At 49.2% G+C, this 26,577-nt stretch carries 21 protein-coding genes and 1 pseudogene; 10 read left to right on the plus strand and 12 right to left on the minus strand.

All coding sequences use genetic code 11. The features are described from left to right. Window positions 1-75: 75 nt before the first annotated feature. Complete coding sequence (locus tag Enr10x_RS01980; RefSeq protein ID WP_145447992.1) at window positions 76-1,209, minus strand: hypothetical protein; 1,134 nt, start codon at window positions 1,207-1,209, stop codon at window positions 76-78. Between the two features lie 150 nt (window positions 1,210-1,359). Beyond that, a complete protein-coding gene (locus Enr10x_RS01985) occupies window positions 1,360-1,689 on the minus strand; it encodes a toprim domain-containing protein (protein ID WP_145447993.1) in 330 nt (109 codons plus the stop codon). Window positions 1,690-1,772: 83 nt separating this feature from the next. On the opposite strand from Enr10x_RS01985, the gene Enr10x_RS30755 reads away from it, so the two are divergent. The 4 genes from Enr10x_RS30755 to Enr10x_RS02000 all read left to right on the plus strand — a co-directional run bounded on the left by Enr10x_RS30755 (window position 1,773) and on the right by Enr10x_RS02000 (window position 5,854). Beyond that, window positions 1,773-1,937, plus strand: a complete 165-nt coding sequence (locus tag Enr10x_RS30755) for a hypothetical protein (protein ID WP_261343247.1) — start codon at window positions 1,773-1,775, stop codon at window positions 1,935-1,937. A 12-nt stretch (window positions 1,938-1,949) separates the two neighbouring features. Further along, window positions 1,950-2,930 (plus strand): IS256 family transposase, encoded by a 981-nt coding sequence (locus tag Enr10x_RS01990; RefSeq protein WP_261343248.1) that lies wholly within the window; start codon window positions 1,950-1,952, stop codon window positions 2,928-2,930. Between the two features lie 262 nt (window positions 2,931-3,192). After that, window positions 3,193-4,302 (plus strand): GNAT family N-acetyltransferase, encoded by a 1,110-nt coding sequence (locus Enr10x_RS01995; RefSeq protein ID WP_197997453.1) that lies wholly within the window; start codon window positions 3,193-3,195, stop codon window positions 4,300-4,302. After that, complete coding sequence (locus tag Enr10x_RS02000) at window positions 4,289-5,854, plus strand: class I SAM-dependent methyltransferase (protein WP_145447995.1); 1,566 nt, start codon at window positions 4,289-4,291, stop codon at window positions 5,852-5,854. The genes Enr10x_RS01995 and Enr10x_RS02000 overlap by 14 nt, the downstream gene beginning before the upstream one ends. A 111-nt stretch (window positions 5,855-5,965) precedes the next feature. Here Enr10x_RS02000 and Enr10x_RS30605 read toward each other — a convergent pair. From Enr10x_RS30605 to Enr10x_RS29820, 4 genes and pseudogenes are all read right to left on the minus strand, one after another. Further along, window positions 5,966-6,370 (minus strand): annotated as a pseudogene (locus Enr10x_RS30605) (alpha/beta hydrolase); the annotation flags it as partial. 65 nt (window positions 6,371-6,435) lie between these two features. Next, on the minus strand, window positions 6,436-6,684 hold the full coding sequence (locus Enr10x_RS02010; RefSeq protein ID WP_145447996.1) for a hypothetical protein: 249 nt from the start codon (window positions 6,682-6,684) through the stop codon (window positions 6,436-6,438). A 49-nt stretch (window positions 6,685-6,733) separates the two neighbouring features. Beyond that, a complete protein-coding gene (locus Enr10x_RS02015; protein ID WP_145447997.1) occupies window positions 6,734-7,888 on the minus strand; it encodes a tetratricopeptide repeat protein in 1,155 nt (384 codons plus the stop codon). 18 nt (window positions 7,889-7,906) lie between these two features. Continuing rightward, entirely contained in the window at window positions 7,907-8,044 is a 138-nt protein-coding gene (locus Enr10x_RS29820) for a hypothetical protein (RefSeq protein WP_197997454.1), read from the minus strand. Between the two features lie 727 nt (window positions 8,045-8,771). On the opposite strand from Enr10x_RS29820, the gene Enr10x_RS02020 reads away from it, so the two are divergent. The 3 genes from Enr10x_RS02020 to Enr10x_RS02030 all read left to right on the plus strand — a co-directional run bounded on the left by Enr10x_RS02020 (window position 8,772) and on the right by Enr10x_RS02030 (window position 13,030). Further along, window positions 8,772-9,668 carry an IS110 family RNA-guided transposase gene (locus Enr10x_RS02020; protein WP_145447998.1) on the plus strand — a complete coding sequence of 299 codons (897 nt, stop codon included), beginning with the start codon at window positions 8,772-8,774 and terminating at the stop codon, window positions 9,666-9,668. Window positions 9,669-10,470: 802 nt separating this feature from the next. Next, on the plus strand, window positions 10,471-11,058 hold the full coding sequence (locus tag Enr10x_RS02025) for a restriction endonuclease (protein ID WP_145447999.1): 588 nt from the start codon (window positions 10,471-10,473) through the stop codon (window positions 11,056-11,058). A 10-nt stretch (window positions 11,059-11,068) separates the two neighbouring features. Continuing rightward, window positions 11,069-13,030, plus strand: coding sequence for a TIR domain-containing protein (locus tag Enr10x_RS02030; protein ID WP_145448000.1), 1,962 nt, complete (start codon window positions 11,069-11,071; stop codon window positions 13,028-13,030). Between the two features lie 705 nt (window positions 13,031-13,735). On the opposite strand, the gene tnpC (Enr10x_RS02035) is transcribed toward Enr10x_RS02030, so the two are convergent. The 3 genes from tnpC (Enr10x_RS02035) to Enr10x_RS02045 all read right to left on the minus strand — a co-directional run bounded on the left by tnpC (Enr10x_RS02035) (window position 13,736) and on the right by Enr10x_RS02045 (window position 16,374). Continuing rightward, window positions 13,736-15,541: an IS66 family transposase gene (gene tnpC, locus Enr10x_RS02035; protein WP_145447814.1), complete on the minus strand. Its 1,806-nt coding sequence runs from the start codon at window positions 15,539-15,541 to the stop codon at window positions 13,736-13,738. Window positions 15,542-15,679: 138 nt separating this feature from the next. Then, on the minus strand, window positions 15,680-16,033 hold the full coding sequence (gene tnpB / locus Enr10x_RS02040; RefSeq protein WP_145447815.1) for an IS66 family insertion sequence element accessory protein TnpB: 354 nt from the start codon (window positions 16,031-16,033) through the stop codon (window positions 15,680-15,682). Next, window positions 16,030-16,374: a hypothetical protein gene (locus tag Enr10x_RS02045; protein ID WP_145447816.1), complete on the minus strand. Its 345-nt coding sequence runs from the start codon at window positions 16,372-16,374 to the stop codon at window positions 16,030-16,032. The genes tnpB and Enr10x_RS02045 overlap by 4 nt, the downstream gene beginning before the upstream one ends. A gap of 76 nt (window positions 16,375-16,450) precedes the next feature. On the opposite strand from Enr10x_RS02045, the gene tnpC (Enr10x_RS02050) reads away from it, so the two are divergent. Beyond that, a complete protein-coding gene (gene tnpC, locus Enr10x_RS02050) occupies window positions 16,451-17,953 on the plus strand; it encodes an IS66 family transposase (RefSeq protein WP_145448001.1) in 1,503 nt (500 codons plus the stop codon). Window positions 17,954-18,053: 100 nt separating this feature from the next. On the opposite strand, the gene Enr10x_RS30205 is transcribed toward tnpC (Enr10x_RS02050), so the two are convergent. Next, window positions 18,054-18,224 (minus strand): hypothetical protein, encoded by a 171-nt coding sequence (locus Enr10x_RS30205; protein ID WP_232093198.1) that lies wholly within the window; start codon window positions 18,222-18,224, stop codon window positions 18,054-18,056. 1,039 nt (window positions 18,225-19,263) lie between these two features. Here Enr10x_RS30205 and Enr10x_RS02060 point away from each other — a divergent pair. After that, a complete protein-coding gene (locus Enr10x_RS02060; RefSeq protein WP_197997455.1) occupies window positions 19,264-20,550 on the plus strand; it encodes a hypothetical protein in 1,287 nt (428 codons plus the stop codon). 441 nt (window positions 20,551-20,991) lie between these two features. Here Enr10x_RS02060 and Enr10x_RS02065 read toward each other — a convergent pair whose 3' ends face one another. Continuing rightward, window positions 20,992-24,666, minus strand: coding sequence for a CHAT domain-containing protein (locus tag Enr10x_RS02065; protein WP_145448004.1), 3,675 nt, complete (start codon window positions 24,664-24,666; stop codon window positions 20,992-20,994). A 521-nt stretch (window positions 24,667-25,187) separates the two neighbouring features. On the opposite strand from Enr10x_RS02065, the gene Enr10x_RS30610 reads away from it, so the two are divergent. After that, the gene (locus Enr10x_RS30610; protein ID WP_390621346.1) at window positions 25,188-25,646 is read left to right on the plus strand and encodes a recombinase family protein; all 459 of its coding nucleotides are present in this window, start codon (window positions 25,188-25,190) and stop codon (window positions 25,644-25,646) included. A 528-nt stretch (window positions 25,647-26,174) separates the two neighbouring features. On the opposite strand, the gene Enr10x_RS02075 is transcribed toward Enr10x_RS30610, so the two are convergent. Further along, window positions 26,175-26,577 (minus strand): hypothetical protein (locus Enr10x_RS02075; RefSeq protein WP_197997456.1); only part of this gene is annotated, 403 nt, incomplete at its 5' end.

Raw genomic sequence — 26,577 nt, forward strand, 5'->3', positions numbered from 1 at the left:
CAAACGCAAGCGTCGAGCCCGACGCCGCCTCAGCAAATAATCAGCCCCAGCGAAATGACTGGTCCTGGTGTACGGTTACAAACCGCCGTACAAACCGGCTGTTAGTGGTATGATTGCTTCAATGGCTATTCCCACTGGTAAATCTAAAGCAGTTTCGATTCCCCAGATAATAGCAGCAGTTCCGAACGAACTAGTCCATTCATACGCCAGATTCAGTTGCTGGTCCTCTCGTTTCGATCGGGGAGTAAAACCACATGCCTTGGCAGCGTCATATACATTACCGAAAATATCATCATCAATGTTTTCCTTATTTAAATATTTAATGATCGATCCTTCACCAATTATATTTTTGATTTCTGATGATGCTTTTGGTGGTTTCTGGGAGTCCTTAATCAACTGGAAATAACGGTTTGCTTTATCTTGTGGGCTGCTCTCCATTCGCGCCAAAATCAAAATTAGAAGACAAAAATGTAAAGAGGACAAAGTTGGTTTTTTGATTTCAAAAACTTTATCACCTGCGGGCAAAAAACCATCTACCCTACGCAAAGGATGAAGAAAGGGATGGGCATTGTTTTTAAGAGCGGCTTCGTAATGAAATACGGACCTAAAAAGGAAATCAGCTTGATAGCATCTAGTTACTTGAACAACTAAATCATCATTGTCAGGGCGGGACAATGTTTCGTTTATTTTTTCTGGTTTAGTTTGTTCATGGATACCTTCTAGGTCTTTTTGACTAATATTGACGACACGGGAAAGTTCATTGCATTTTTCGATTCTGAACAAACTCCCCGTAGCAATAGAGTGGTTTTTCATTACGAATCTTTTCTCTAGGATTTGCCATTCTTTCCAAGATGCATTATCGAAAGCTGTAGTAAAGAGTTTGAGGTATGTTTGATCTTCTAAGCTTTCATTTATTTGAGAATTTGCTTTTTCATTAACTTTATCTCGTTCCGAGATAGAGAGGCTTATCTGCCTCAATTTATTACTTTCGTCAAGCTTTTTTATAAGCGTACCATAGCACTCCCCATATAAATCGGACTTAGTGGAAGCACCCGCATTAATATAAAAAGGTACGTTATCTTGTAATAGATAATAGGTGAGGTCGACGGCTGCCCTGAATGTAGGATTAACTCCTACTTCATCAGTTTGTAGACAAGATGAGAGACTTGTAGCATGAGCGGGATCAATAGAGCAAATAGGAAGAGACATTGAAACCTCCATGGATTTAAAAGTACTTGGATACCCAATCCTACTTTTATATTCGAAAGTTGAATCATTCCCTTAAAACTAATATAGAAAAATCGTGAAACGATATTCGAAACGAATTTATCTTATTTAATCAGAACTACTTAATGATTTTCATATATTTAGAATGGTTTTAAGATCGCTGAATGTCATTGATTCCGGCTGCCGATTTTTAAATTCTCCATCAAACATCAATGGCGACCACGTATATTGAACAGGGCCAAATTCTGCGAGTAGGGGAATCGAAGCCCGTGCTCCATTCTCACCCTCTGTGTCGTTGTCAAACATCACACCGACGGGAACACCAATTTCCCGTGCCTGATTACTGATTCGACTGGCCTGTTCCCGTGTGATGACATTGCTGCAAGTTACTGTAACATCTCTTCTGTAAATTATCTGTGTGGCGGAGTGGTGCTTGTTATTTGAGCGTAGCGAAAATAACAAGCACCACTCCGGCGAGCCCTTGAAAGGGTGGGCCAGATCGGTTTCTTTTTAATGTTTTCCACAACAGAAAAGGAACTCCAACCATGGCCCACCAACAACAATCTAACAACATTCTCGACGCTGTCCAGCTCCTGGCCGATCATGGATTCGATGAAATGTCGCAAGCACTCCAGATCCTGTTCAACGAAGCGGATGAAGCTGGAACGTTCCCGAATACCTCGGTGCCGAACCGTATCAACGCAGCGTAACGCGCCGTTCTTATGCCAACGGTTTCAAGCCGAAATCATTTCAAAGTCGCCTTCGGAAAGCTGGAACTGCAGGTGCCCCAGACACGCGACGGCGACTTTTATCCCTCTGCACTGGAACGCGGCGAACGGAGTGAACGCGCACTGAAGCTGGCAATCGCTGAAATGTATGTTCAAGGCGTCTCTACCCGTAAGGTCGCCAAAATCACCACCGAACTCTGTGGCTTTGATGTCACCAGTACACAGGTCAGTCGGGCAGCGAAACTGCTCGACGAAGAGCTGGAAACGTGGCGTAATCGACCGCTGGGGCAGGTGGAATACCTGATCCTCGACGCCCGCTATGAAAAAGTTCGCGTGGAGGGCAGCGTGCGGGACTGTGCCGTGCTGATTGCGATCGGCGTCCTGGCCAGCGGTCACCGGAGCGTGCTCGGAGTGTCTGTGTCGCTCTCCGAAGCCGAAGTCCATTGGCGTGAATTCCTGGGTTCACTCAACCAGCGCGGCCTGCATGGCGTGAAGCTGATCGTCAGTGATGCACACGAAGGCCTGAAAGCGGCACGACAGAACATGCTTGCTGGAACGCCCTGGCAGCGTTGCCAGTTCCATTTGATGCAAAACGCGATGCAATACGTTCCCAAGGTTCATTTGCGCAAACAGGTGAGCGAAGAATTACGCAATATCTTTAATGCCAGAGACCTGGATGATGCGCTGAATGAACTGAAACGGTTCGTTTCCACTCATGAAAAAACAGCTCCGAAACTGGCGAGTTGGGCGGAAGAAAACATCCCGGAAGGACTGACCGTATTCACCATCCCTGCCGGTCATCGCAAGCGGATGCGAACCACAAACATGCTGGAACGGCAGAATAAGGAATTAAAACGGCGTACCCGCGTAGCGGGACTGTTTCCCAATGAGGAGTCGTTGCTGAGGCTGGTGACCGCGGTCCTGGTGGAACTCAGCGACGACTGGGAAACCGGCATGAGATACCTGACAATTTAATGCTGATCACAGAGACCGAAGGCCCCGGAAATTTACAGAATGTTTGTTGCTTTATCCACTCTATCGCAACGCGTTGAAGCAGTAAGTGAGGTGATGATAGCAAAGATGTGTTGAGTTTGACCTTCCAGTGAAAGAAAACTAGATAGTCCAAGAACTTTGGAGTGGAATTGACACCCAAGAATGTATACTCTAGTAAAAGTAGCCTTATGTTCACTCTAACCTCTGTGGGTTGCTCCAATTCAACGCAATGGGCCAGTTTCTAATGAAATCTATTCGAATTGCAATCGTAACAATCGAGAATGTTCAGCGTTTCGTTGCCGATATACGTCGCGCATGTGATCCAGAACGAACTACTCGACCCTCATTTGGCATGTCAGCTCCCGACGCTTTAGACGCCAATTTACTTGACATAGCGAATGTTGAAGTCCAACAATTTACTGAAGTTGATGCCGCTTTCGCCTTCGTCAGTGATGCTCAGAACGGATACGCGATACTTGTCGATGAATCAGTTTTCTCGAAACAGCGAAAACGACTTGAGACAAATTGCAAGTTCGGACCGTTTGGAGTAATAAACCTTAAAGGCAAGCCAAACCGCCTATCAGCACCCACTTCGACGTTTCTACACACACCGGTTTTCGTGAATGCAGAAAATCCAGCCCTGTTCATCAGAAAGTCAATTATTCACACACGTCTGAGCAATCGTGGTCTATCGATCAAGGTGCTAGAGGGGGCAAGTGAATTCGTTGATTATTTTTCATTACGTCATGAAGTATGGCGCGAGATGGGTTACATTGCATCAGACTATGCCCCACCATGGGAACTCGACTACGTCGATATCCATGCACTGCCCTTTGGAGCATTTCTCGATAATCATTTAGTTGGATGTGTGAGGCTTGTTCGTCTTCACGGACAGGCAGGAACTAAAGAAACTTTAAACAATATAGTAGAGGAACTTGATGATGAAAGTCGTCAGCAGGTAAGTATGCGCATGTTGAATCCACATAAATTCAAACATCCATTCATCAATCTGAGGCGATTTGAGGAATTCGATGAATACTATCACAGTATCTCAAAAGATTCCAAGGCGGAGGTGAGCAGACTGATTGTTAAATCTCAAACGCGTAATATCGGTATTGGCGAGACTCTACTCGACTCCGTAGTATCAGCTGCGAGACATAAACGTATTGAAGTCTTGTTCCTTGCCTGTCAAGCCAAGCACGAACAGTTCTACCGACGTTCGTTTTTTGAAACACTCGATTGGCCCAAAACGAGTGGATTTTTTGATCTGCCCGATGTGGAGGCGATCGCGATGGAGCAAAAGATAAAGTTTAAAAAATCAGAAACCAAGAAAGCGAGCAATGTCCGACGATAGCACTGACCAGACGAGCGACAATGTTCAAAAGGCTGCCGACAACAAGTTCGAAATAATCACAAAGTACATTGCCTCTGGGACACTCATCGTACTTTCGACCATTTTTTATTTTGGGTCGGACAGAAGTGTTGGCCCAATGATTATTTGTGCTGTGATGGCTATTGTTGGCTCGGTATTGTTGGTCGTTGGACCTGCAAAGTGGTTAATTAATTTAATTGCTGGAAAAGTCGTGATTACTCCGATGAAGGTGAATAAGTCACCGATTCCATTGAAGGGAATTCCCAAAATACGTGTAAAGGCACCTCCTCCTGATCTTGAGAAGCGAAGATCCTATGGTGCCTCAAAATCTGTTCCGAAGACTGAGTCACGGCTCGTGGAACTCCCAGACTACTCAGCGATTCCAAGTACTGACCCAACTGTTCCCACATATGTAATCAATGAGGAATGTGAAATTGTCGACTGGAACAACGCGTTTGCACTAGCCTTCGACAACTCGATGGAGGGGCACCGTGGGACACCAATTCTTGAGTGGGTGTATCGACTTGACAACTGGAAAGAAGTCATCGATCATGGTGAAGCACTATTTTCCATGCCCTCACTGCCACCATACGACTGCGAAGACATTTTGTATACGAGTGAGTCTTTCGGTTTGTTGCGGGTTAAGAAACATGCGTACCACATTCCGACTTCAACAGAGGGGCAATACGATGGCTGGATTGTTGTGCTGGATGTTGAGTTCGCCGATGAGACAAACAGGCTCCTATATCTGGAAAGATGTTTTGACTTGGTACAAATGGATTTGTTGTGGTCTGATTATGCACTATCCTACGATGCAGTTCTAACCGCTAGTGACACTTATCCAAAACTGCTTCGATTGATGATTGGTGAGGACAAGATTGACGATTTTCATCTTAAGCCAATTGCCGCAGGAGCAAAGGTTCTTGATCTTGGCGCAGGTACTGGGAACCTGACTGAGATGCTTGCAAAGCCAGATGATGGCCGAACGATCGTTGCGATCGAAAATAACCGTCTCATGTTCGATCTAATGCGCAGGAAGCTTAAACGAATAGGCGACAAGGTGTTGCGCAGTGACACAAGTGGACCGGGCGTCGTCACCGTACGTGAACATGCGACCAAGCTGGAGGGCTTGGACGCAGACTTTTTTGATGTCGTCATTGCGAACAATACGCTGTATCTGCTTGAGGATCCAGTTGGACTACTAAGTGAATGCGCACGTGTCTTGAAGCCAGGAGGCGAAATTCGGATCAGTGGTCCGAAAAAGGACACGAATCTGAATCAGCTATTTGGTCGTATTCGTGCGGACCTAACAGGTAAAAATCAGTTCAAGCATTTGCAACAACATTACGAGAAAGTCAAAAGAATCAACGAACGTCGCCTTGCACCGAACCTCTATCGTTGGGATGTCTCTGATGTGACTTCCCTTCTCAAAGAAGCAGGATTTGACGAAATCGGACCAACGACAACACGTGCCTATGCGGGACAAGCCATGATCGTGGTAGCGCGCACCAGTTCGAATAATGTTGATGCATAAGCAAATTGTGGCGTTGCTCACGGAGTTATCTGCTGGCAGTAATATACGGCACATTAAACTTGTGGTAAGGGTATGGTCTAACCGAAATCGAAGACTTAACCTTATGCCGTCTTACTTATTAGTCTTTGTTCGTTTTTTTCTTGTTGCTTTTTTGGGTGTAACACGGGCTGGTTCAAGTATGCTGGTATTGATCAAACCAGTTTTCTCTGGGACACGCCCAGTTAATAGGACTTCAAAGATGTGTTTGAAGACTACACCTGGTTACCCCTTTAGAGTTCCTGACCGAAAGTATGTATGCCCTTTGGGGTAGTCGTACTGCGTATTAACATCATCACAATCAACGCTATAGACATTCTTGGGTATACGTGTAAGGTTTTCAGGCCCGCTATGCCCCAATCTTCGGGAAGCGATTTTGTTTTTGAGATTGGCACCTTTACTGGCTCTTAGGGCTAAGTCATCCGATGCATAGTAAACCACAACATTTCGAGAAGCGTTGCAAATATGCACTCCCTTTTCGACAGAACAGCCTCTGAAACCACCCAAATACCAAGTCTTGTACTGGTGTCATTCACGGAGGCACCTCACTCAAACACTGCTACAAAGCACCGTTTAGCTTCGTCCCAATTACCAGATTCCAAGTGTTGTGCCCCCATCACGCCACACTCTTCCGCTGACATCTTGTCCAAATCCTGTGCCGAAAGATTCGTTGCCACTTTCAACTGAGCCCGCTGAATCATCATCAGAATCTGTTCATCTGATGCGCCCGCCAAATCTGGGAGCTGCATTCGGAGCTTGCTGATCATCGCTTGGATTTCTGGCAATAGGTTCATACTTTCACCTACGGAGGCTTTGGCTTCCTTGCGACTCGTGTGATCAACTTCAGAGCGTCTGCAACTCCCTCGCAGCCTTTTGTGCCTCGTGCGATAGACCGAGCATCTCAAAGAGGGCCTTAGCCTTTTCCAAGTGTTGCCGAGCCTTCTCACGATCGCCAGATTCTCGGTAGAGAATGGCCAGATTCAAGTAGCTACTGGCTGCAACGTGTTGGTTATCAGTGCGCTCGATGAGGATAAACGCTCTTTTGTAACATTCCAGTGCTTGCACACGATTGCCCATTTTCTGATGTGTAATGGCCAAATTGAGATAAACCGTCATTATTCGAGGTTCGTCTCCTATACTCTGAAGAATCGGAAGGCACGTCTCAAACATTCGAATCGCTTCATCGAATTGTTCCATTTCGACGTACACGCAGCCAAGGGTTTCATAAGCTATGGCAGTAGTTTGATGATTGCCAATATGATTACTAATAGTCAAGCCCTTCAGAAGCATTTCGATTGCGAGTTCATAGTGTGATTCCTGCCGATATAAGTTTCCCAATGCGTTGTATGCATTCACGTTGAAGGTTTCGATGCCCAAACGTTTGGAGATTTGGAGACTCTTTTCATATGCTTCAATTGCCATTTGAAAATCACCTTGACTCACGCAAATGTTGCCTAGGTTGCCATATGCAGCAGCCAACTTCAGCTCATCACCTGTTTCTTCGGCAATTTGAATTGACTGTTTATATCGTTGTGCTGCTTGCTGGTATTGGCCCTGCATGCGATAGACCTCACCGATCTCGTTGTAATTGTCGCTTTGCAACCCCCGGTCGCCTATCTGTTCTGCCAAGTCGAGTGCCCTCTGCAACAGCATCATAGCCTCCTGGAAATCTCCTCGGTGTCCCGCTAGCCGTCCCAAGCATCCAACAGCCTTGCACTGACTCTCCAAATCACCACCTCGTTCGGCTTTCTCAAGCGCCACTAATAAGCACCGTTCAGCTTCGTCCCAATTACCAGATTCCAAGTGTTGTGCCCCCATCACGCCACACTCTTCCGCTGACATCTTGTCCAAATCCTGTGCCGAAAGATTCGTTGCCACTTTCAACTGAGCCCGTCGAATCATCATCAGAATCTGTTCATCAGATGCGCCCGCCAAATCTGGAACCTGCGTTCGAAGCTTGCCGATCATCGCTTGGATTTCTGCCGAAAGATTCATCATTCTCACCTGTTGAGATCATTATTTCTGCGGTTCCCACGTCGCGACATTTTCGAGTTCCGGCAGCATCCGGAATACTGCCTGCATAGCCTTGTCCATCTCTTCCTCCAGCCAGGAGAACTTGACTTCTGCACCACGTCGGTTGACGGCGTACTTCAAGTGGTAGTCGCTAAAGATGTCTAAGGGTACCTTCTCCTGGCTGTCTTCACGGCGGATGAGAAGTCAGAGGTTTGCGCATGCCATACAAGAGTCCAGATTCGTAGATCACATTTAGATTGTTATTTGAAATCTCAGCGATCCCAAAATGGGCTATACTCAGTTGACGGTGAAGATCTTTAAGGATATTCAGATCCTCCATCCTCTCGACAGGCGCCAAAAGTCGAATTCCGAGCTTCTTGCGTTGGAAATATTCCTGAAGCCACTTCATGAGACGGTAATTGTCTTCAATGTTATAATCAAAAGCGAAGAAGCAGCAGCGTAGCTCAGCCAGTTTAATATCGGGCATCTATGTCTAGATGTTAGTTTGATACATTTACCACTTTGGGTATGAAGTATCTGCTACCCTCTAGTTCCGTAGGGCAAAAGTGATAAATTGGCTCCAAAAACCGAAAATCAGCGGAAGATAAGCACTTACGTTGTTAGCAGGAACACCCTTAGTGTTTTCAGATTTTACGAAGAAACCTAGGAAAGGACAAGGATCCTTCAAATCCGTAGAATCTATGTTCTATCCAGTGAGTTCCATTAATGGAAAGAAGCGTATTTTACGAGATGGGACAGGGCGAATTGACGTGATACTATGACCGCCGTGTCAAGCCTCCTCCCTGAAACGCTAAAATGAGTGTTCCAGTTATTCCTGACCTGAACACTCTATTAAGGAGGCAAAACCATGTGGCATATTGGTATCGATCTTCATCGGAGAACGGTTGTCATGTCTGCGGTCAATGATTCTGGAGAAGTTGTCTCTCCTGTGACAATCGAGTGTCGGAACACAAAAGCCATTCTCAATTTTCTGGAACCACTCAAACCATTCCGAGCTGTTGTCGAGTCTACAGCAACCTATCGTTGGTTATATAAGTTACTCTCTGAGGAAGGAACCATTCTGTTGGCCCATCCAGCGAAATTACGCTTGATGATTCAACGGCGCGCCAAAACAGATCGTTTGGACTGCCAGCTCCTGGCGAACCTGTTACGCATCAACCAGATTCCGCTCTCTTACATTCCCCCAGATGATTTTCAGCAACTGAGAGAGATCACACGCCACCGCGCTCGTCTGGCCCGTGACGGAGCCCAGGTTAAGATTGGTTTACGGTCATTGTTGGCACGTCATAATCGGGATGCCCCCTATCGCATCCCTTTTGGCCCTCGAGGGATCAAGTGGTTCCGGGATCAATCTTTTTCGCCCATTGACGATCTGATCCGTGATGAACTGATCACGCGACTTAATCACTTTACAGAGCAAATCAATGCGATCGATCAACAACTGGAAGAACTACGGGAGTCTTTTCCCCAGGTGGAAGCATTACTCGATATTCACGGAATCGGACTGTATTCCGCTTTGGTGATTGTTGCTGAACTGGGAGAGATTGAACGATTTCGCTCTGCGAAACAGGTTGGTGCTTATGCAGGATTGACATCAAAAGTGAACCAGTCTGGGGGGGCACTGTTATTACGGCTCCATTACCAGACAAGGACCACCCTGGTTACGTTGGGTACTGACCGAAGTCGCGATTCACGCGGTCAAACGCGATGTTCCCTTGAAAAGGTTTTACACCCGAATTCGTAAGCGGTCTGGAGCCAAGAAAGCCCGGGTTGCTGTAGCTCGTAAACTTGCAGAAATTTCCTGGAAACGATTATTCCGATGGCAGATTGAACACTCAGCGCTGCCAGCATAACAAAGAGAGAAAAACAATTTACGCGAATACAGTGAGTTCGGCCCGCCGTGGGGGCTGGTGAGAGAAGCTCTGCACCGTTGACCTGAATGGGCGGCTCACTGATTGAATTGTAATCTGCGCGACGGCGTTTTGCCGGACGGCGCGAATGGGTGCCTATTTTCGCGTAAATTCAAAATTAGAAATACAATAAAACGGAGGCTTGACACGGCGTAGTCATGGGTGCCCCCACGAACCAAGTCTGGACACCAACTGGTGTCAGAGTGCGAAATTAATATGAGGCCAACAAACGACCGAAAAAGCGGATTCCATAGGTGTGCGTGGAAGCCATACGAATTCGCGGATTCAGATACGACGATGATAATTCTGTCTGAACTGGCTTCACCATGCACGATTTAATAAACGATTTGTAAGAAACATCTGTCGGCCGGGTTGGACTCATCGGTCGATTTACCAAAGCAAGTTCACATCATCCTTCAAGCTGCCAAAGTTGATGCAATCGAAGTGGCTTGAGAGCGTTGTTCAGAATTTCGCTTTTCCCGATTCGAGTTATTCAACCTAATTCCTTCGATCAAAACAACTCCCCCAATTTTCTCTTGACAATTCATTTCCGTTAAACAAAAATTCACTAACACTGCCCTTAATGGGTCATACCGAAATAATTCAGTCTAATTCAAGTTATCTGCCGATGTCGACATGACTGAAGCTTCCGACAACTATGAACGGTTCACCCACCGCGTAATCGACTCGCTGGTCGATTACGGCGTCGAAGTTCACAGGCAAAAGACGTACACAGGTCGGCTATCGCAACGCGACATCAAAGTTGATGTGTCGTTCAACTATACCATTGCTGAAGGCGCGAATGTATTATTTCTCGTGGAATGCAAATGCTATTCCCACCGCGTGCCCGTCGATGATGTGGAAGCGTTTCACTCAAAACTTGACGACATCGGTGCCCACAAGGGCATCATGGTTACGACCGTTGGATTTCAAGACGGCGCAGTCAAAACAGCGCAGGGTCGCGGGATAGCACTGGCACTGCTGACAACTGAACCACAAAAGGGCGAATTGACCTACATCACAAATGCAGCAAACGACGGCAATGAGCCACAGAAAAACACTGCGTTTTGGCAGGGCAATTACCGTGGTCCGCTGGACAACTACGATGGCGGCTACCGTTTCGACAGCATGGCTCAATTCCTTGGTATGCTTTGCTACGATGCCTTAGAGGAGCAACGGCAAAGACAGATTGCCGCATTTGAACGCGAACACGGGGGCAGATGACAATAGTTAGTTGGAGGATGCTTTGGGACTAAACTATAAGAATGAGCACGTTGGAGTCACTCCCGCAGCTCCAACGTGGGACATCTTTATCGCTTATCCGTCATCGGACCGGCTGCTTGCAAAGCGGATTGCCGATAGCCTTCGTCCATTCCTGAATGTGTTCATTGACATTGATCAGCTCCGTATTGGTAATTCATGGGATTTAGAACTCCAAAAAGCTGTGAACTCTTCTATTGTAGTCTTGGTCATTGTTACTGAGAATTCTAACAAGGCGTTCTTTGAACGCGACGAGATTCTGCGTGCGCTTGATCGAATGAAAAAAGAATCAGAGAGTTGCATCGTAGTGCCTGTTTTTGCAGCAGGAGTTGAACCGGATAGCGAAAGCATTCCTTATGGGCTTCGCCCTTTGCAAGGCTTTATATTAGACAAAGATCAAGAACTTGAAAATTTAGGTCGTATGCTTGTCGACCGCATTGCAGAGTTGCGACCGCTCCACATTGATCCAACACGTTTTTCTAAAACCATTGTAGACCATTTCAAAAGGATCGAGCTAGAGGTAAAGGAGTTGACTGCTGAGCAGTACCGGACAATTCGGCAGCTCCGCTATCTCAGAAAAGTTAGAATCTCAGGCTCAGCTGGATCAGGGAAAACGCTAGTGGCAATTGAAAAGTCTGCTAAACTCGCCGCTGCAGGAATTCGGGTTCTATTTCTTTGCCATAACCCGCTGCTTGCAGAGTTTGTAACTACCTTGCTTCCTTCCGGTGGTGTTGATGTCCGTGATTTCTGCGGATGGGTAATGTCGAAGGACACAGAAGGGCAGAATCTCAATGGCGACAGCTGGAGCCACTATGTAGAGCCAACGTCAGAAGAGCTAAGGCTCTTTACGAATCAATTAGTGCATTCAGGAGGCGTTTATGATGCTATCATTGTTGATGAATCTCAAGATTTTCGTGAAGAGTGGTGGCGAACAGTTGAAGCGGCACTTCATCCGAGTGAAACAAGTACGCTCTATATCTTTCATGACAATAATCAATCACTACTACCGAGGCATGGACGATATCCAGTCCAAGAGCCCCATATTGACCTTTCAAGAAATTGCAGGAATGCAGGAAGAATTTACGAGTTGATGAGGTTTTTTGATCCAAGTGCTCCTAGTCCAGAGAAAAGGCTACACGGACTTGGCCAAGTATCTCTAACCAGATTTCAGAGTGGTGAGGAAACAGCAGTGCTTACCAAACTTGTACGGCTCCACTGTAGACCGTACCAAGTTGAAAACGTTGTTGTTGTTTGGTCAGGCGTGGAGCCGGCAAACGTCTGCCCTTTGGCAGGACTGGTGGTTGAGATACCAATATGCACTTCTTGGCAGGAGGAAGTGCGGTGGCAGTTTCGTCATGCATCTAGGTTTCTAAGTCAAAGAGGCCTGAAACTACCACAAGGTGGAAGTTCACGGGTAGAAAGTTGCCTAAACGATTTAAGCGATGATCTAATACCGACTCAAAATGACATCGATCTTGTAAAAAATATTGCTGGATTCTACAAGGTTGACCATACTATTCGAAACAGAATCAATAAAGTAGTTCCTTGGAAGTTTGGCTTTAAGTGGTCAGTTGAAGACAGTCGTCTTACTCTTAAGAGGTACGCAAGTGGAGCAACTTGGGGATGCGAGGTTTTCAACTATTTTCAGAACGAAAGCTGGGCAGAGGGTATTCCTGAACCGTTGGCCTTAGTTGTCGTTCCGTTCACTGATCCGCAGACTGAATCTACAATCCCTTTGTACTCTGTTAGCGATTTCAAAGGCCTGGAGGCAGAAACGGTTTTTTTCATCATGCGAGGTAAACATGTTAACCATAGAAATGCTGTTTATGTAGGAATATCACGCGCACGTAGTGTCCTGTCAATCGCCGCTGATGACGTGGCATCTGTAGATTTACCGCGAATCTTTAAATGGGATGATATAAATAATCCAACCTAACATGACAAATTCACCCGACGCAAAAGCCGCGCGGCTGATTTGCAACGTTAGGTGTCAAGAGGTATCGTTTTCATGTAAGAGCAACAAGCACCAAAGACCACAACAGAGATCAAGGATTCACGGGGTGGGAGCGTACCAAAAACCTCTGCCTTAGAGATACGCTACACGGAGCTTCACAGGCAGTTTAGAGAACTCGTGATAGTGTATTTTAGAGGCTCGGCGATGATGCTGGCGATAATCGCCGTCTCGCTCGGCGATCTTCTTAAGGTAGAAGTTCAATCCGTGCCGTAAGGAGCGCACCATGATTCGGAGAGCATACCGCACAGCTGCTTCACAGCAGTCACACGACACACTCGTGCACCGGTTCGCACAAGGACTCGCGGAACACTGGGATTTGCGCGCTCTACACGTCTCATGCGACACGGCCCTTGCGCGCGGCGCCCCAGAATCACGCCTCGAATTGAAGCCGATGCTGGCATGGGACGCTTTAATCGGTCATCGACAGGTCTCAGAACTTGCCAAGAAACCCGACTCGCGTAGATATCACCGTTATTTGCCATTCCCACCGTCTGTCCGAAACAAAATGGACGAATGGGACCGACTGCGTCTTATGGTAACCGGCCCACAAAATACACCTTGACGGCTGTTGTATTCTGCATGTGTTTCGTAACCGTACACCAGGACCAGTCATTTCGCTGGGGCTGATTATTTGCTGAGGCGGCGTCGGGCTCGACGCTTGCGTTTGCGGTCAGCGGATTGGCGACGCTCGTCCTGGCGGTACGTTCGAATCGATTCAGGGTGGTCCACTCTCCAGGCGTGCGGTGCCAGCCTGGCCCAGTCCGTCTCGCCGTCAAGGGCACGCTGCAACACGTCGTGCAGGTAAGCAGCTACGTCCAGGTCGTTACGAATCGCCGTACCCACGATCGTCATCAGGTTCGCCGCTCGATCACCAGCGAACACCGATCCTTTGAACATCCAATTCTTGCGACCCGTGGCCACACGTTTCATCAGTTGTTCGCAATCGTTGTTGTCAATCGGGATCGAGGCGTCATCAATAAATCGCGACAAGGCCTTCCAGTGACGACGAATGTACGCAGCGGCTTGACCAAGATTGCTCTTGGGTAAAACACGACCCGGCGACATCTCTTCGCCGGACAAGTACTCTTCGATCAGACCCAGTACATGACGCGACAGGCGGCGGCGACGGGCCAGCCGCTGGGACGCATTGAGCCTCTGGATCTGGTCCTCGACGTCGTAGAGCATCCGAATCCACGATTCGAGCTGAGCGACCTGGAGCGGGAACGCGCTGCGGCACTCGTCAATCTTACGACGCGCATGCGCCCAACACGCGGCGAACGTAATCCGTGAGCCACTTCGAACCTCGATCTTCTGAAAACCCGACCAGCAATCTCCGATCAGGTTGCCCGCGAAATCTCTGAGCACTTCATCCGGTCCGTCCCGGTGACGACTGACCGTGAAGTCAAACGCCACCACCGGAAGACGCGAGGCGTAATAGCCCCACATCTTTGCGTTGATGCTGGGCTTGCCGGCGGCGATCGCGGTTTCCAGCACCTCGCCGATCCGCTGCCCGCGGGGATGCCGGGACAGATCCGGCATCGCGGCGGGAGTAATCAACAACACGCCGGTGTCGTCGCAACCGATCGTTTGATCCTGTTTCAGATAGCTGCGCAGGTGCGCCGCCAGCGGACGAAGTGCAAACTCAACACCCGCTTCGATGTTTTGCAGCGTGCTGCGACTGGGGGTCCAGCCACTGCCGGCGAACAGGTCTTGCTGGCGGTAAAACGGGAGATGATAGAAGTATTTCGCCGCCACGACTTCTACACCGATCGATGGATCGAAACGATGGCCCTCGACCAGTCCGGTCGGCCGCTCAGGACTGAGGATGCCTTGGGTTTTGTCCGCTGGGTGCGCGTACTTGGCATATCTGGTCACCCGCACGCGTAGTTCACTGCGGATCAACTCAAGCGTTTCGACTTCATCGTAGCCGATCAGTTTCAATCCCTCGCGTTGTTCCTTGGGAAGGTCAACGAGTTTCTCATAACGCGGCAGGTGGGCGGGGAATTTACGGTCGTCGGGTCGCGGTCGCCTGGGTTGGCACTTTCGGTTCGATTCAGCGGCGTCCTGGGCAATTTGTTCAGCTTGCCGGATCGCTTCTTCGAGCGCGCTGACCACTTCGGGCGTGACTTCCTCGCCCAGGTCCAGCAGCAACTGACCGGCACCGTCGATTCGCCGTTCGCTCTTACGGCCGTAGAGTTGTTTAAGAAGTTTCTCGATCGTCAGGTTCAGCTCGGTGACTTTCTCATTGAGCTGGTCCTGATTGTCCTTGAGCTGCAAGACCGAGTGGGCCTGTTCTTCGACCAGCTTGTCCTTGAGTGAAAGCTGGGTCGCTTGTTGATTGATCGTTTGTTGCCCGTCATCGACTTGCCTTTGCAACATCGCAATCAAGCGATGGCAGTCTTGGATGTCGTGGGGAAGTGATTCATCAGCCATGATGGACGCATTATAAGAATTCGGACTTTTCGCACTACCCGATGATCAATAAAAAAAGCAAATCCCAACAAAAACCGGCCCGCGAAATAGATTCTCGCCAGGCCGGTTTGCCGAAGGATGTTTTGATGAGGCTGCGACTCAGACCGCAGTCATTCGCTTTCTTCTGTGCCTGGACGACTTCAGCGAAACGCCGGCGATCCACATGGCCAGTTCGACCGAATCGATGGTCACGTGGGTTTTGTCGTCTTCGGGCGTTGGCAGCTCAACGGTACCTTGCTCAAGCCGCCGGTACCATAACGTCAGTCCGCCGGTCTCCCACCACAGGGCTTTGATACGATCGCGTCGGCGGTTCACAAACAGGAATAGAGAACCGTTGAGGACGTTCTGACCCAGCGTCGCGGTGACAATGCCGGTTAAACCGTCGAAGCCGTTACGAAAATCGACCGGCTCGGTGCACAGGTAGATGGGCGTGCCGCTGGGCAAGCCCATCATGAGCGGGCCTCCTGGCTACAGGACGGGATCTCGAATCGAATGCGAATGCCGCCCGGCAGATCGACGGCCATGACAGTGGCCGGTGAGGACGCTGCAAGCGTGACGGGCAGGAAGCCTGCCGGCTTTCTGCCCGTCTGTCGAGGAGGGGCAGACGTGCTGTCGCGAAGCCGTTGATGGTCTCTCCTGGTGGTACCGCGGATCTTCCGCCGGCCGCGGACCTTCCGCCGCCAGTAATAGTAGGACGCTTTTGAGACGTTTTCCGTTTTGGCAGAACTGCGCGACGGTGATTTCAGCCTGGTCGAATCGCTCCAGTCGGTCTGCCCAGACTTGGGCGGTTTCACTCGAATTGTTTTGGACCATGGGATCTCCTGTATGGGAAACGTGAGGAAACCCGAGATTCTAAACCCTGCGCCTACAATGGTTCTGGTGTACGGTTACGAGCAACAGCGGGAAGTCGAGCAACTCAAACATTTCATTGAGCGGCTGCTGCGACAACGGTTTGGCGCCCGTTCTGAAAAGATCGCCCCCAATCAAATGAGCCTGTTTGATGAACCCGAGGCTGCAGAGGAAGTTGCTGAACCCGAGGACGATGAACCGCCTCCTACTGCGGTTTCCGCACATCGTCGTCGTGGCGGCGGCCGCAACAAGCTGCCCGACCATTTACCTCGGGAACGGGTAGAACATGACCTGACCGAATCGGAAAAACGCTGTCCCTGCTGCGACCAGACACGGCAGCGGATCGGAGAAATCAGCCACGAACAGTTAGAATTCATTCCTGCCAGCCTGAAAGTGATCGAGCACGTACGTTTCAAATACGCGTGCCGGGAGTGTGAAGAGCATGTGGTGCTGGCGGCTGCTCCTGCCCGGCCGATTGCCAAAGGCTTCGCCGGCCCCGGCTTGCTCTCGACGATCCTGGTGGGGAAATACTCAGATCATCTCCCCCTGTATCGTCATGAATCCATTCTCAGCCGGAATGGCGTACAGCTTTCGCGGAGCACGATGAGCCGCTGGGTACTGGAAACTGCGGAATTACTGCAACCGCTGACTGATCTGATGAAAAGTCGCGTTCTGCAGTCGCATGTCATGCATACGGACGATACAACGATTCCCGTCCAGGACCAACGGCTTTCCCGCACGCGGACCGGCCGGTTCTGGGTTTACTGCGGCGATGCCGGGCATCCGTATTCGGTCTATGATTTCACCCCGAACCGGGAACGCGCCGGTCCCCAGGCGTTTTTAAAACACTTTCGCGGTTATCTGCAGGCAGACGCGTATGCCGGTTACGAAGAACTGTACCGGTCAGGCAGGATTCAGCAGGTCTTGTGCTGGGCGCATGCGCGACGCAAGTTTTACGATGCGCGGACCGTGCAGCCGGAAGCCGCACACCGGGCATTATTGTTTATCCAGCAGTTATACGCGATTGAACGGGAAGCCAGCGATCTGCAACAGCCGGCGGACTGTGAACGCTGGTGGCAACACCGCCGACAGTTGCGACAGGACAAGGCGTTACCGGTTCTGGAACAGTTCCGCGACTGGTTAACAGAGACATCGCGTGTGCTATTACCGAAAAGTCCGGTGGCAGTCGCGATGCAATATCTGTTAAGCCGCTGGTCCGGTTTTACGCGGTATTGTACCGAGGGCATTCTGTCGATTGACAACAATCTGGCCGAACGCACCTTGCGTCCCTGTGCTATCGGCCGGAAGAATTATCTATTCGTCGGCAGTGATCGGGGCGGCGAGGCCGCCGCCGTGCACTACAGTCTGATGGCCAGTTGCAAAGCAAACGAAGTAGAACCGTTTGCTTATCTGAGAGATGTGCTGAGTCGGATAACCGATCACGCCGCCGATCGTCTGGAAGAACTGCTGCCGGACCAATGGCTGAAGCAACACCCCGAATCCCACCGCCCCCGCCGACGATGAACCGGCAGTGATTCAGTTACTCATGACTCTCAAAGGCATATCTTTCGATGCCCGTTGATAGACCGTGTATTTCCTGAAACGGTTACGTCTTATGATTCTCTTACATCATCAGTTGCTTACTGGCGTCGTGCTGCATATAGACCCACATGAATTCGATTCCGACACTCTGGATTCGCTGGAATGCAGCGTCATCCGTAGCAAGACTGCCATGCTCGCCAGTGGCCAGTACTGGCGCAGTCGTATTGATGTTGAATCTGTACTGGCGTCGCATGATAGGCCATTAGTAAATGACGCATTCGATCGCGTCTGGGCCGCATTGAAGACTCAACGAACCATTAAGCTGTATTACTACTTTCCGAACACATTCTCTTCCGAAGCGCGGTACTATCCGCCTGACTTACTCGACATACTCATGTTCTTGCAGAACGGGCGATGTCTTTGCAAGGATGCATGTGACCTTTATTCAAGCAACATCGACGTCGATATCGACCACATCTTCCCGCGGGCCCGTGGTGGCACGAACATACTCATCAACCTTCAAGCAACCTGTAAAGAATACAACAGATGGCGTAAGAACGACCGTCTCTCAACTCATCCACCTGATTACCGTTCAATCCTCACCGGCAACCGTTGGCACCCCATCGCTCCTCGGTCATACAACTCCATGTTGCACAAGCAAACGACAGACTCAAAATCATTACGCCGAATTCACGACTTCTACCAACGTTACTCTGCGAGGCACCTACATTTATCGATACACTGAAATCCTCTAACAATCCGTTGCACCGGAACCGCGAGCCGTGCGGGTTCTGAAATCAAGGTCGTTCGCCGCGGCTCGGTGAACGGGAGGCATTAGAAGATCTTCGGTCGTATCAATTCATACGTATTGTGGAATGTCACGTAATATCACGCTTTACCTGATTCGAGTACTTCAAACTGATTTCTTTGTTTATTTATGCTTTCTCAAGTTTTGCTTGACAACTTCTCTCTGGTTAAACAAAATTTCACTAACTCTAACCTTAATGGGTTATAATGAAATAGTTCAGGTTAAGTGGCAGAAGTCCGACACATGGTAACAGCTCATGGGGCATACACAGTCTCCGTTCATCCTTCACAGCTCCGTCCCGTCGGACTCACCGGTCTTCGCTCCACGGTCATCCGTTTTTCAGTACGTATCGCGTGGAATTGAGACCGGTAGCTGGTTTTCCATTATCGGCCCCCGAATGATCGGAAAGACCACACTTCTCCATCAGCTACTGTCAGCTTTCGGTCCCGATAAAGCTGTTTATCTAGATTGTAGCCTTTTCTCGATGTACCGTGAACATACGCTGGTCGCAACGCTTCAGCACTTCCAAAACGAAATTCTCTACGAAGTGCAAAGGCGCGCACCAAACACAACCGTGGAACCGCCAGAGACGTTCCAAGAATTCCTGTGGAACCTCTTTCATATCGTGAATGACCATTATTCCGGCTCACTCATTCTGTTGCTCGATGAATTCCATCCGAACGCAGAGTTCTTGAAAGTGTTACGTTCGCTTCACCATCACCTCGTTATTGAAGACGCGAGAATCGCTGTCGTCACAGCTGGTTTATCTGATCCAGCTGAAATTGAACTCGGCTATTCCTCGCCATACAACATCAGTAATCTGATCCGTCTCGATGTATTGGAGCCGGACGAAGCCGCATTAGTTGTCTCGAACGGTTTTTCCCGAACTCCCATCGAATTGTCTTCAAACACCGTTGATGCACTGGTTACTCTGAGTGGCTGCGCACCAGCAATTCTGCAGTATCTATGTCAGTGGGTATACGACGATGTCGCTTGTGGCAAACTTACTCAGCCGCTCGATGTGGACACACCAAGTATGTTAGAATTGATCGTAAATGATGGTCGGGTGCTGGAGCGATTCTCGTACCTTGATGTCGTGCTCAGCGACCGCGAGTTACTGGAAATTGTCTGCCGTGTGTTGCAGGACCAATCGCCCAGATTTCAAGCATTCCTTCCGGGTATGAAACGCGCGATACAATACAGCATTGTGAAGCGGTGTGACAATCGTGTCGATTTCGTTAGTCCACTTCATAGGTTCTGTTTGGAAGAACAGATCAAGTTCTATTGCGAACGTCTCAACTCTGCAGCGCTCGACGATGCCGTGCGAGACTTTCTGTCGAGCTTTAACCCGTCATCAATTCAACTAAACGTGTTCCGGTCGAAAGAGGTTCATATGTCTCAAGACAACATATCAATCGAGAATGTAGTTGGTCCCGTAAATATCAAATCCAAGCTCAGGCAGGTCACGCAGACTGTCACGCAGTCCCATACTCTGGAACCTGATTATGTCACGGAATGGGCACAGCTTGTGGACGAACTCGCGATCGCTCTTGAAACTGCTAGAGCGATATCCGACGATGACGCGGAACGCATCGTTTCAAGCACAGACACCGTTGGAAAAGAACTCACCAAAACCGAACCGAACCGCGGATTTCTGAAGATTTCGTTAGATGGACTAAAGGAATCCGCAAAGGCGGTGGACTCGATTGCACCTGCAGTTCTATCGGTTGTGTCCAAAATTATACAATTTGTAGATCGAGTGTTACCGTAGAAGGCCAGATAACACGTATATGGCCTCATCGAATCAGCTCATCCGTATTTCAGAATTCCGAAAAAACTACGGAGCAGATATACCGTGACAACGATAGGTCGAGAAAACGAAACATTGACACCGTTACAAACATCAGAGCTAAGGCAAACCTAAATAGAGTTGTCAATGGTTGAGTTGTTCGTCGCCACCCGCTGAACCGTACCGTTTCTCTTGCCCTCGTTCGATATTCTCAAACGTTTTCTCAAATGCATTTTAAAACCACTCTTTGAGTATGTGGATGTTGAAAATATCAGATTACAAGCCAGATATCATAGACAATATCATAATCATCCCTGAGTTCCACGCAGTATAGGAAATGGCTCCAACTACCATTTCCAGTTTTTTTGTTCGTCTCACGAGAATTTAGTTTGCGAGGGCCAATTACTCGACAGACTTGGAGTATTACTTGCTTTGTTGATTGGTGAACTGTTCGATATATGTAATTACGTTATGCATCTCTTGTACCTCAGTCGCCACGGCGTCACCATAGGTATGGTAATTCCGTAGAGCTGCCAAAGCGTATTCCCGCGCATCAATTAGGCGACCAGATTGGACAAGCGTAATCGCCATGTTGGCACGGATAGCGCCAGCCTCATAGAAATCCCCAGTTACTTCTTGATAGCGAATTGCATAGTTATAGTGCCGGAGCGCACTATCAATGTCGTTAATTTCAGTATAGAGGGAACCAAGGGCCGTATGCGTCAGTGCCAAATCAACGACCGCTTCACTTGGAATCAGTTTCATTGCCTGATTTAGGTAGTTTAAAGCCCCATTCCAATTTCGATGAAACTGTTGAGTTCTTAAATCGACCGGTTCTGTTGAATCCCGAAAGTGATCAGCGAGAGCCATTTGAAAGCGTGTTAACTTTAACACCCCAAGGCTATGCAGACATCTTGCTCTTCCCAAATTGTCATCCTTGATTCGAAGGTGTAGGCTGTGCTGAAACCAATTCTCTGCCTGTTCAAGATTACGAGATGATGCGAATCTAGAATAGGCATTTCCGAGGTTGAATGCGCAGATTGCGGCGCGGCTGGAATCATTGATTTTTTTGGCTAATTTAAATGCTTCATGGAAATTGTCCAGGGACTCTTGTATGTCGAGACTTAGTCGCATTTGGCCAAGGCTAGTTAATGCCGCTCCAAGAGTATCAATTCCGCCGCGTTCCTTCTCGCTTAATGCTTCTATTGGCTCTGAAAGGGCATTCTTTAATTCTGCACGCTGAAATTCGATAATGAGTAATAGTAAATGGTTGGCCTCATTCCACTTTCGAGCATCGCGGGCGAGATCTGCACGATACTTAGTTATGGTGAGCCACTGTTTTTCTCGCCCTGGCAAAGGTTGATCGGTTTTTAGATCTAAAAAATCAGGCAACACTTCATCTACGAGAGATCGCCATTCGCCTTTGCGGCCCGCACATTGGAACAACGTATGTAATCCTTGCATCGTGGCAATCACCGCATCCCACCAACCGTTTGAACGAGCCATACGATAGGCATGTCGTAAGTTAGCTTCTTCGTAGAACAAGACGGAAATTATGTCTCGAATGCCTTTATTGTATTGTCGATGGTAATGGCACCCCAGGTCGCCCATCGCTTCAACGAAGGCGCGCTTGGCAAGTAATTGGAGATTCTCGGAGTTGGAGAAGTACTCGTCGAACAGTCTCTTGAAGAACCACGGCAGGGCTGGGTGAATGGTATAGTAACCACCGCCGAATGACGTAAGAAGTCCTACTTCGGCGGCCCGATCTAACAACTGTATTCCTGCTTCACGGGGTAAGCCCCGCATGGTGGGTAAACACCAATCGGCATCTGAACGCCCCATCGCATGCAGCACTCGCACATCTACAAACCCCTGGAAGAAGTGCAATAGAGCCAGTACGCGGTGCTGTCCTTTGTCAAAGGCGTGCTCGAATCCGTAACTGAGCGAGGCGGTGAGACTGCGGTCGCGCCCCTCATCGATGTCATCTTTGAAAACGGCCTCGCCACTACGGAGTTTTTCCACAAATGCCTCGATTTGGTCGCGAGTTTTCAGCCCGTCGCGCAGGGCCTGTCCGACCAGAACGGTTATGGTCAGAGGGTTCCCATCGGTGAACTCCAAGAGTGGCCACCAGTCGGCTACATCAGTCATTTTTCGCTTTTGTCGCTGGGCAATGGCTTGGGTAAATTGTACGCGTTCCAACATAGGCATCGGAGGAATCGGAACGCGGCAGGGCAGGTTGTCGCCCAGCCACTCCCTTTCCTCTCGCCGACTAGTCAACAAGAATTTTGCCTTAGTCTGTGCGGCGTCCCGTAGGAAGTCAACAAGCTTCTTCTGCTCGTCGTCACTCCACTCCGACTTAGTTCCGTCAGGAAAACCGGCGACTGATTCGACATTGTCCCAGATCCACACAACGGGGATTTGGTTCAGAACTTCCAGCGCCACGTCGCGACGAACGCCGTCGTCCAGAGCCAGCCAATTAACGCCCGACTGTTCGAGTATCGAACCGAAGACTTCGCCCACTCGATCTAGTACGCGTGGGAGCGGACGGTGTTGTTCAAAGGAAGTGAACAGCACGGGACCGGCAACGCCACCGGTCAGCGAGTACCATCGAGCGAACTCAGCTGCCGTCGCGGTTTTGCCGCTACCGGCGTACGCGTGTAACAGTACGATTCGTTCCACGTCGAAAGCGCGGTCGAGCGCCAGCAGCGTTTCGTCGCGACCGAAAAAACCGACGTCAGGGGGGGGCGTCAGAGTCCGGTCAAGCGAACCCATAGCTTCCAATGATCCTCCGGCTCCGACTTTGATCGACAGTGGCTGCCTTTCGGTCTTTGGATCGAATAAAACTGTGGGTATCGCTTCGTAGACCAATGGCACGCACCAGTCCTGCAGCTGCCGCGCAGCGAAGTCGATTGTTCGGTCGAGATTGTCTCGTAATTGCTTCCGGCCCAGCGTCACTGCACCGCCCAATGTGTTGCCTTGGACCAGCGCGGCATACAAGTCGGCTACGAACTGGGCCGCGGTTACCACGTAGACGTTGTACCGCATGGCCACCACGCCCGTGACCCCCGCGTCGATCACTTCCTGCGCCAACGATCCAAACGCGCGAATTTGCGCGTGCATCTCATCCGAAGACGCGGCGGGTTCGGGTTGGTTAGCCACATCCAGATGGGCACTGCGGCAAGCGTTCAACACTAGCACCGGCGTGTTTGTCTCGTACAACAACTTGCCCAACGAGTCGCCATCGACAAACTGAAGATTCTGATCGCTGATTGGATTCTCGAACAGCAGGTAGCCGTGCGAGCCCTCGCGCGGCCCAGAGAGTATCAGCGGAATCATACTCTTCAGCCACGCCGCCGCGGCCTCGCTACCATCGTCGTTGGAAAACTCGGCGTACATTCCGTGCCCGTCGAAATGGACAACGTGGTAGGGTTGGCCATCACGCTTGGCCTTCCTCAGCGTCTTGGCAAATTGGTCGTAGGTCGGTGGCCGGAGCACATCAAGTTGAAATACTGACCGGGAGTCGTCGGTGAGAGATTTCACCAGGCGGCTGGCTACTGAGCGGAATGGCACGTCGTCCCCTTGCTTAGGTCGGCAGATCACCAGCAGGATGCGAATCGGGCCGGAGGTAGCGACGAGCGGTTTCGGGGTGAAGGCGGCTTCTTGATGAGTGCGAACAAATGCGGCGGCCCTCAACGCGAGAACCACGTCAGTGTGTGGATCGCGGAGCAGTTCCCACGGGATGGCCCCCGCTTCTCGCACACTCGTGACGATTTCGATTCGCATGTCGCTAACGCGCTCATAGACCTTAGCCCACAGTCGCGTGGCTTGCGTGCTGGAATCGAAGACTGCCTGGAACAACTCTATCCCGATCTCAGTCATACGTTGCTCGGTGCGCGCAGCGATGGCTGGAGCGGGATCGTGCGGGAATTGGAGGTAATCTTCCAGATACCAACGCAAGTCTTCCTGATCCTGAGGCGACATTTCGAAGGAGAACGAAGCAAAAGCGTTTTGCGGAGCCAAGCCATTGCCTTCAAGGGTGAGTTCGATCCTATACGCACCTGTGATTTCGGTCGTTTGCTTGATTCGAAGCGTTGTCATACCCAGTCCTCCACGCGCATGTTCATGAACCGACTTGAAATGTTCTCTCTGCGCACAAAATTATATCAAATCGGATACTTGATGGGCTCCGCGCAGTCGAAGACTCACTGCGATTTGTCCATGATTTAGAATATACTCAATTAGCGCAAGCCAAGTTAGTCCACATATAACCGGCCAAATTATCGCTAAAATCATTCCGTCTCCATACATTGAAAAATCTCAAGTTATTTTAGATTTGTTTTCTTGGGTTACACCACGAATTGTCGTTTTGCGCACAATTTAAGATGTAACCAGAGGATAACGGTTAGCTGCACAACCTGAGTAGTACTCGGTACATTTAGACATTTTTTCAAATCCAGAATCTTTTTACATCAGTTAAGGAACAAATTCATGTTGCAATATTCTTCTATCAGTAGAGGAATATTGTTACCTACAAGAGGGACACTCAATATTTTATCCCATGAATTTCAACAACAGCGTTTGATCGACTATGCCCGAGTGAGCAAGAACTCTCACTCCAAATTGATTCTCTACTACAACATGGGGGCAAACGTGAGAACATCTTCTGTGACAAACTCTCGGGTGCTAAAGCAGATCGACTGGGGCTTTTATTTTGCCAAGAAAGTTTGCGACGTGGAGATACTCTCCTTGTATGGATGCTCGACCGACTGAGGCGTTCCTTGCGTCATCTTGTTGCTATGATTGAAGACCTGAAGGAACGAGAAATCGGATTTCGTTCGATTTGTGATGGTATCATCGATACAACAACACCTTCAGGCGAACTGATCTTTCATGTTTTCTCTGCTCTCGCCCAATTCGAGCGACAACTTATACAAGAGAGGACTAAAGCAGGCTTGGCTGCAGCCCGAGCGCGCGGACGTAAGGGAGGGGAGGTCATCCCCCACTGGATCCAAAGTCACCCAGAGTTGTTCTGGCACAAAAACTGTTTCGCGATAAATCGATCAGTTCAGTATATATGACATCTGTGATACGTTGAAGATTTCGAGAACAACTCTTTACAAATACGTTTCGATGCAAAACACAAAAAAGTATCATTCCGGAAAAACGTCTGAATAGCAAAATAAATATTTTGAATTGTTGATTGCATCATCAACGAACCCACGATTCGGTATTTGAGTATATTGAATCGTCAAATACCAGAATTTGTTCATGAAACTCATTTAATGCCGGACAACAATAGAAAACGAATGATTTTTCAGTACGAGTGGGATGTCCATTTGTTATTAGTTTTGAATTACTGTCATGTATTTGATGAGTTTTCCGGGCAGAACAAGTGGCCGAACTTGTAATGATCAATTTGAGATCAGATCGGAGTGACGCGATACCATTTAACGGCCGATATTCGGGACGTCTGAAGAATGGATCGGCTTTTCCGGAAACGCCTAGCGTGACCGGGCGGCGACGTTTCGCGTTGATTTCAGATTCCGCGGGATTCGCTGCTCCGGTTGCCGCAATTGTTAGGCAACCCGTTTGTGTTCCCAGGATGGCTACCCACCAACGCGTGGAAACACAAACATAACCACTAGCACGATTGTAATTAGAAACCCATAGAACAATGAGTTAACAAACGCAAAAAATGCTGACAGCCCAGACCATTTTAACGTCGATGTGTCCATGCTGAAGTCTATATCGCCTTCTTGCTTGCTAGCGACCTGTTTGTAAAGGTCGCGAAATAGGCGTTCCTGTTGAAGGTAGTATGCGTCGAGAATCCAGAACGCGATTGTGGGTACGTATGCGATAAGAATGTAGCGTATATCGGTGTCTTTCGCCGCAAGGGCAAATGTGGCGGCAACCAGCGTCACAGCCCAGCCTTTCAGCAGCGCAGAGTTACCCGCCATGCGCGAAATGACGCTTTGAATAATATTGAGATGAGCAATCTTTTTTTCGGAC

This window comes from Gimesia panareensis, assembly GCF_007748155.1.
In the GTDB taxonomy this organism is placed as follows: Bacteria; Planctomycetota; Planctomycetia; order Planctomycetales; family Planctomycetaceae; genus Gimesia; species Gimesia panareensis.

Bases quoted from the DNA above. Each gene is read 5' to 3' on its own strand.
- Enr10x_RS01980 (WP_145447992.1), bottom strand. From the start codon at position 1,209: ATGTCTCTTCCTATTTGCTCTATTGATCCCGCTCATGCTACAAGTCTC.
- Enr10x_RS30755 (WP_261343247.1), top strand. From the start codon at position 1,773: ATGGCCCACCAACAACAATCTAACAACATTCTCGACGCTGTCCAGCTC.
- Enr10x_RS01990 (WP_261343248.1), top strand. From the start codon at position 1,950: ATGCCAACGGTTTCAAGCCGAAATCATTTCAAAGTCGCCTTCGGAAAG.
- Enr10x_RS01995 (WP_197997453.1), top strand. From the start codon at position 3,193: ATGAAATCTATTCGAATTGCAATCGTAACAATCGAGAATGTTCAGCGT.
- Enr10x_RS02000 (WP_145447995.1), top strand. From the start codon at position 4,289: ATGTCCGACGATAGCACTGACCAGACGAGCGACAATGTTCAAAAGGCT.
- Enr10x_RS02010 (WP_145447996.1), bottom strand. From the start codon at position 6,684: ATGAACCTATTGCCAGAAATCCAAGCGATGATCAGCAAGCTCCGAATG.
- Enr10x_RS02015 (WP_145447997.1), bottom strand. From the start codon at position 7,888: ATGATGAATCTTTCGGCAGAAATCCAAGCGATGATCGGCAAGCTTCGA.
- Enr10x_RS02020 (WP_145447998.1), top strand. From the start codon at position 8,772: ATGTGGCATATTGGTATCGATCTTCATCGGAGAACGGTTGTCATGTCT.
- Enr10x_RS02025 (WP_145447999.1), top strand. From the start codon at position 10,471: ATGACTGAAGCTTCCGACAACTATGAACGGTTCACCCACCGCGTAATC.
- tnpC (WP_145447814.1), bottom strand. From the start codon at position 15,541: ATGGCTGATGAATCACTTCCCCACGACATCCAAGACTGCCATCGCTTG.
- tnpB (WP_145447815.1), bottom strand. From the start codon at position 16,033: ATGATGGGCTTGCCCAGCGGCACGCCCATCTACCTGTGCACCGAGCCG.
- tnpC (WP_145448001.1), top strand. From the start codon at position 16,451: ATGGTTCTGGTGTACGGTTACGAGCAACAGCGGGAAGTCGAGCAACTC.
- Enr10x_RS30205 (WP_232093198.1), bottom strand. From the start codon at position 18,224: ATGCGACGCCAGTACAGATTCAACATCAATACGACTGCGCCAGTACTG.
- Enr10x_RS02060 (WP_197997455.1), top strand. From the start codon at position 19,264: ATGTACCGTGAACATACGCTGGTCGCAACGCTTCAGCACTTCCAAAAC.
- Enr10x_RS02065 (WP_145448004.1), bottom strand. From the start codon at position 24,666: ATGACAACGCTTCGAATCAAGCAAACGACCGAAATCACAGGTGCGTAT.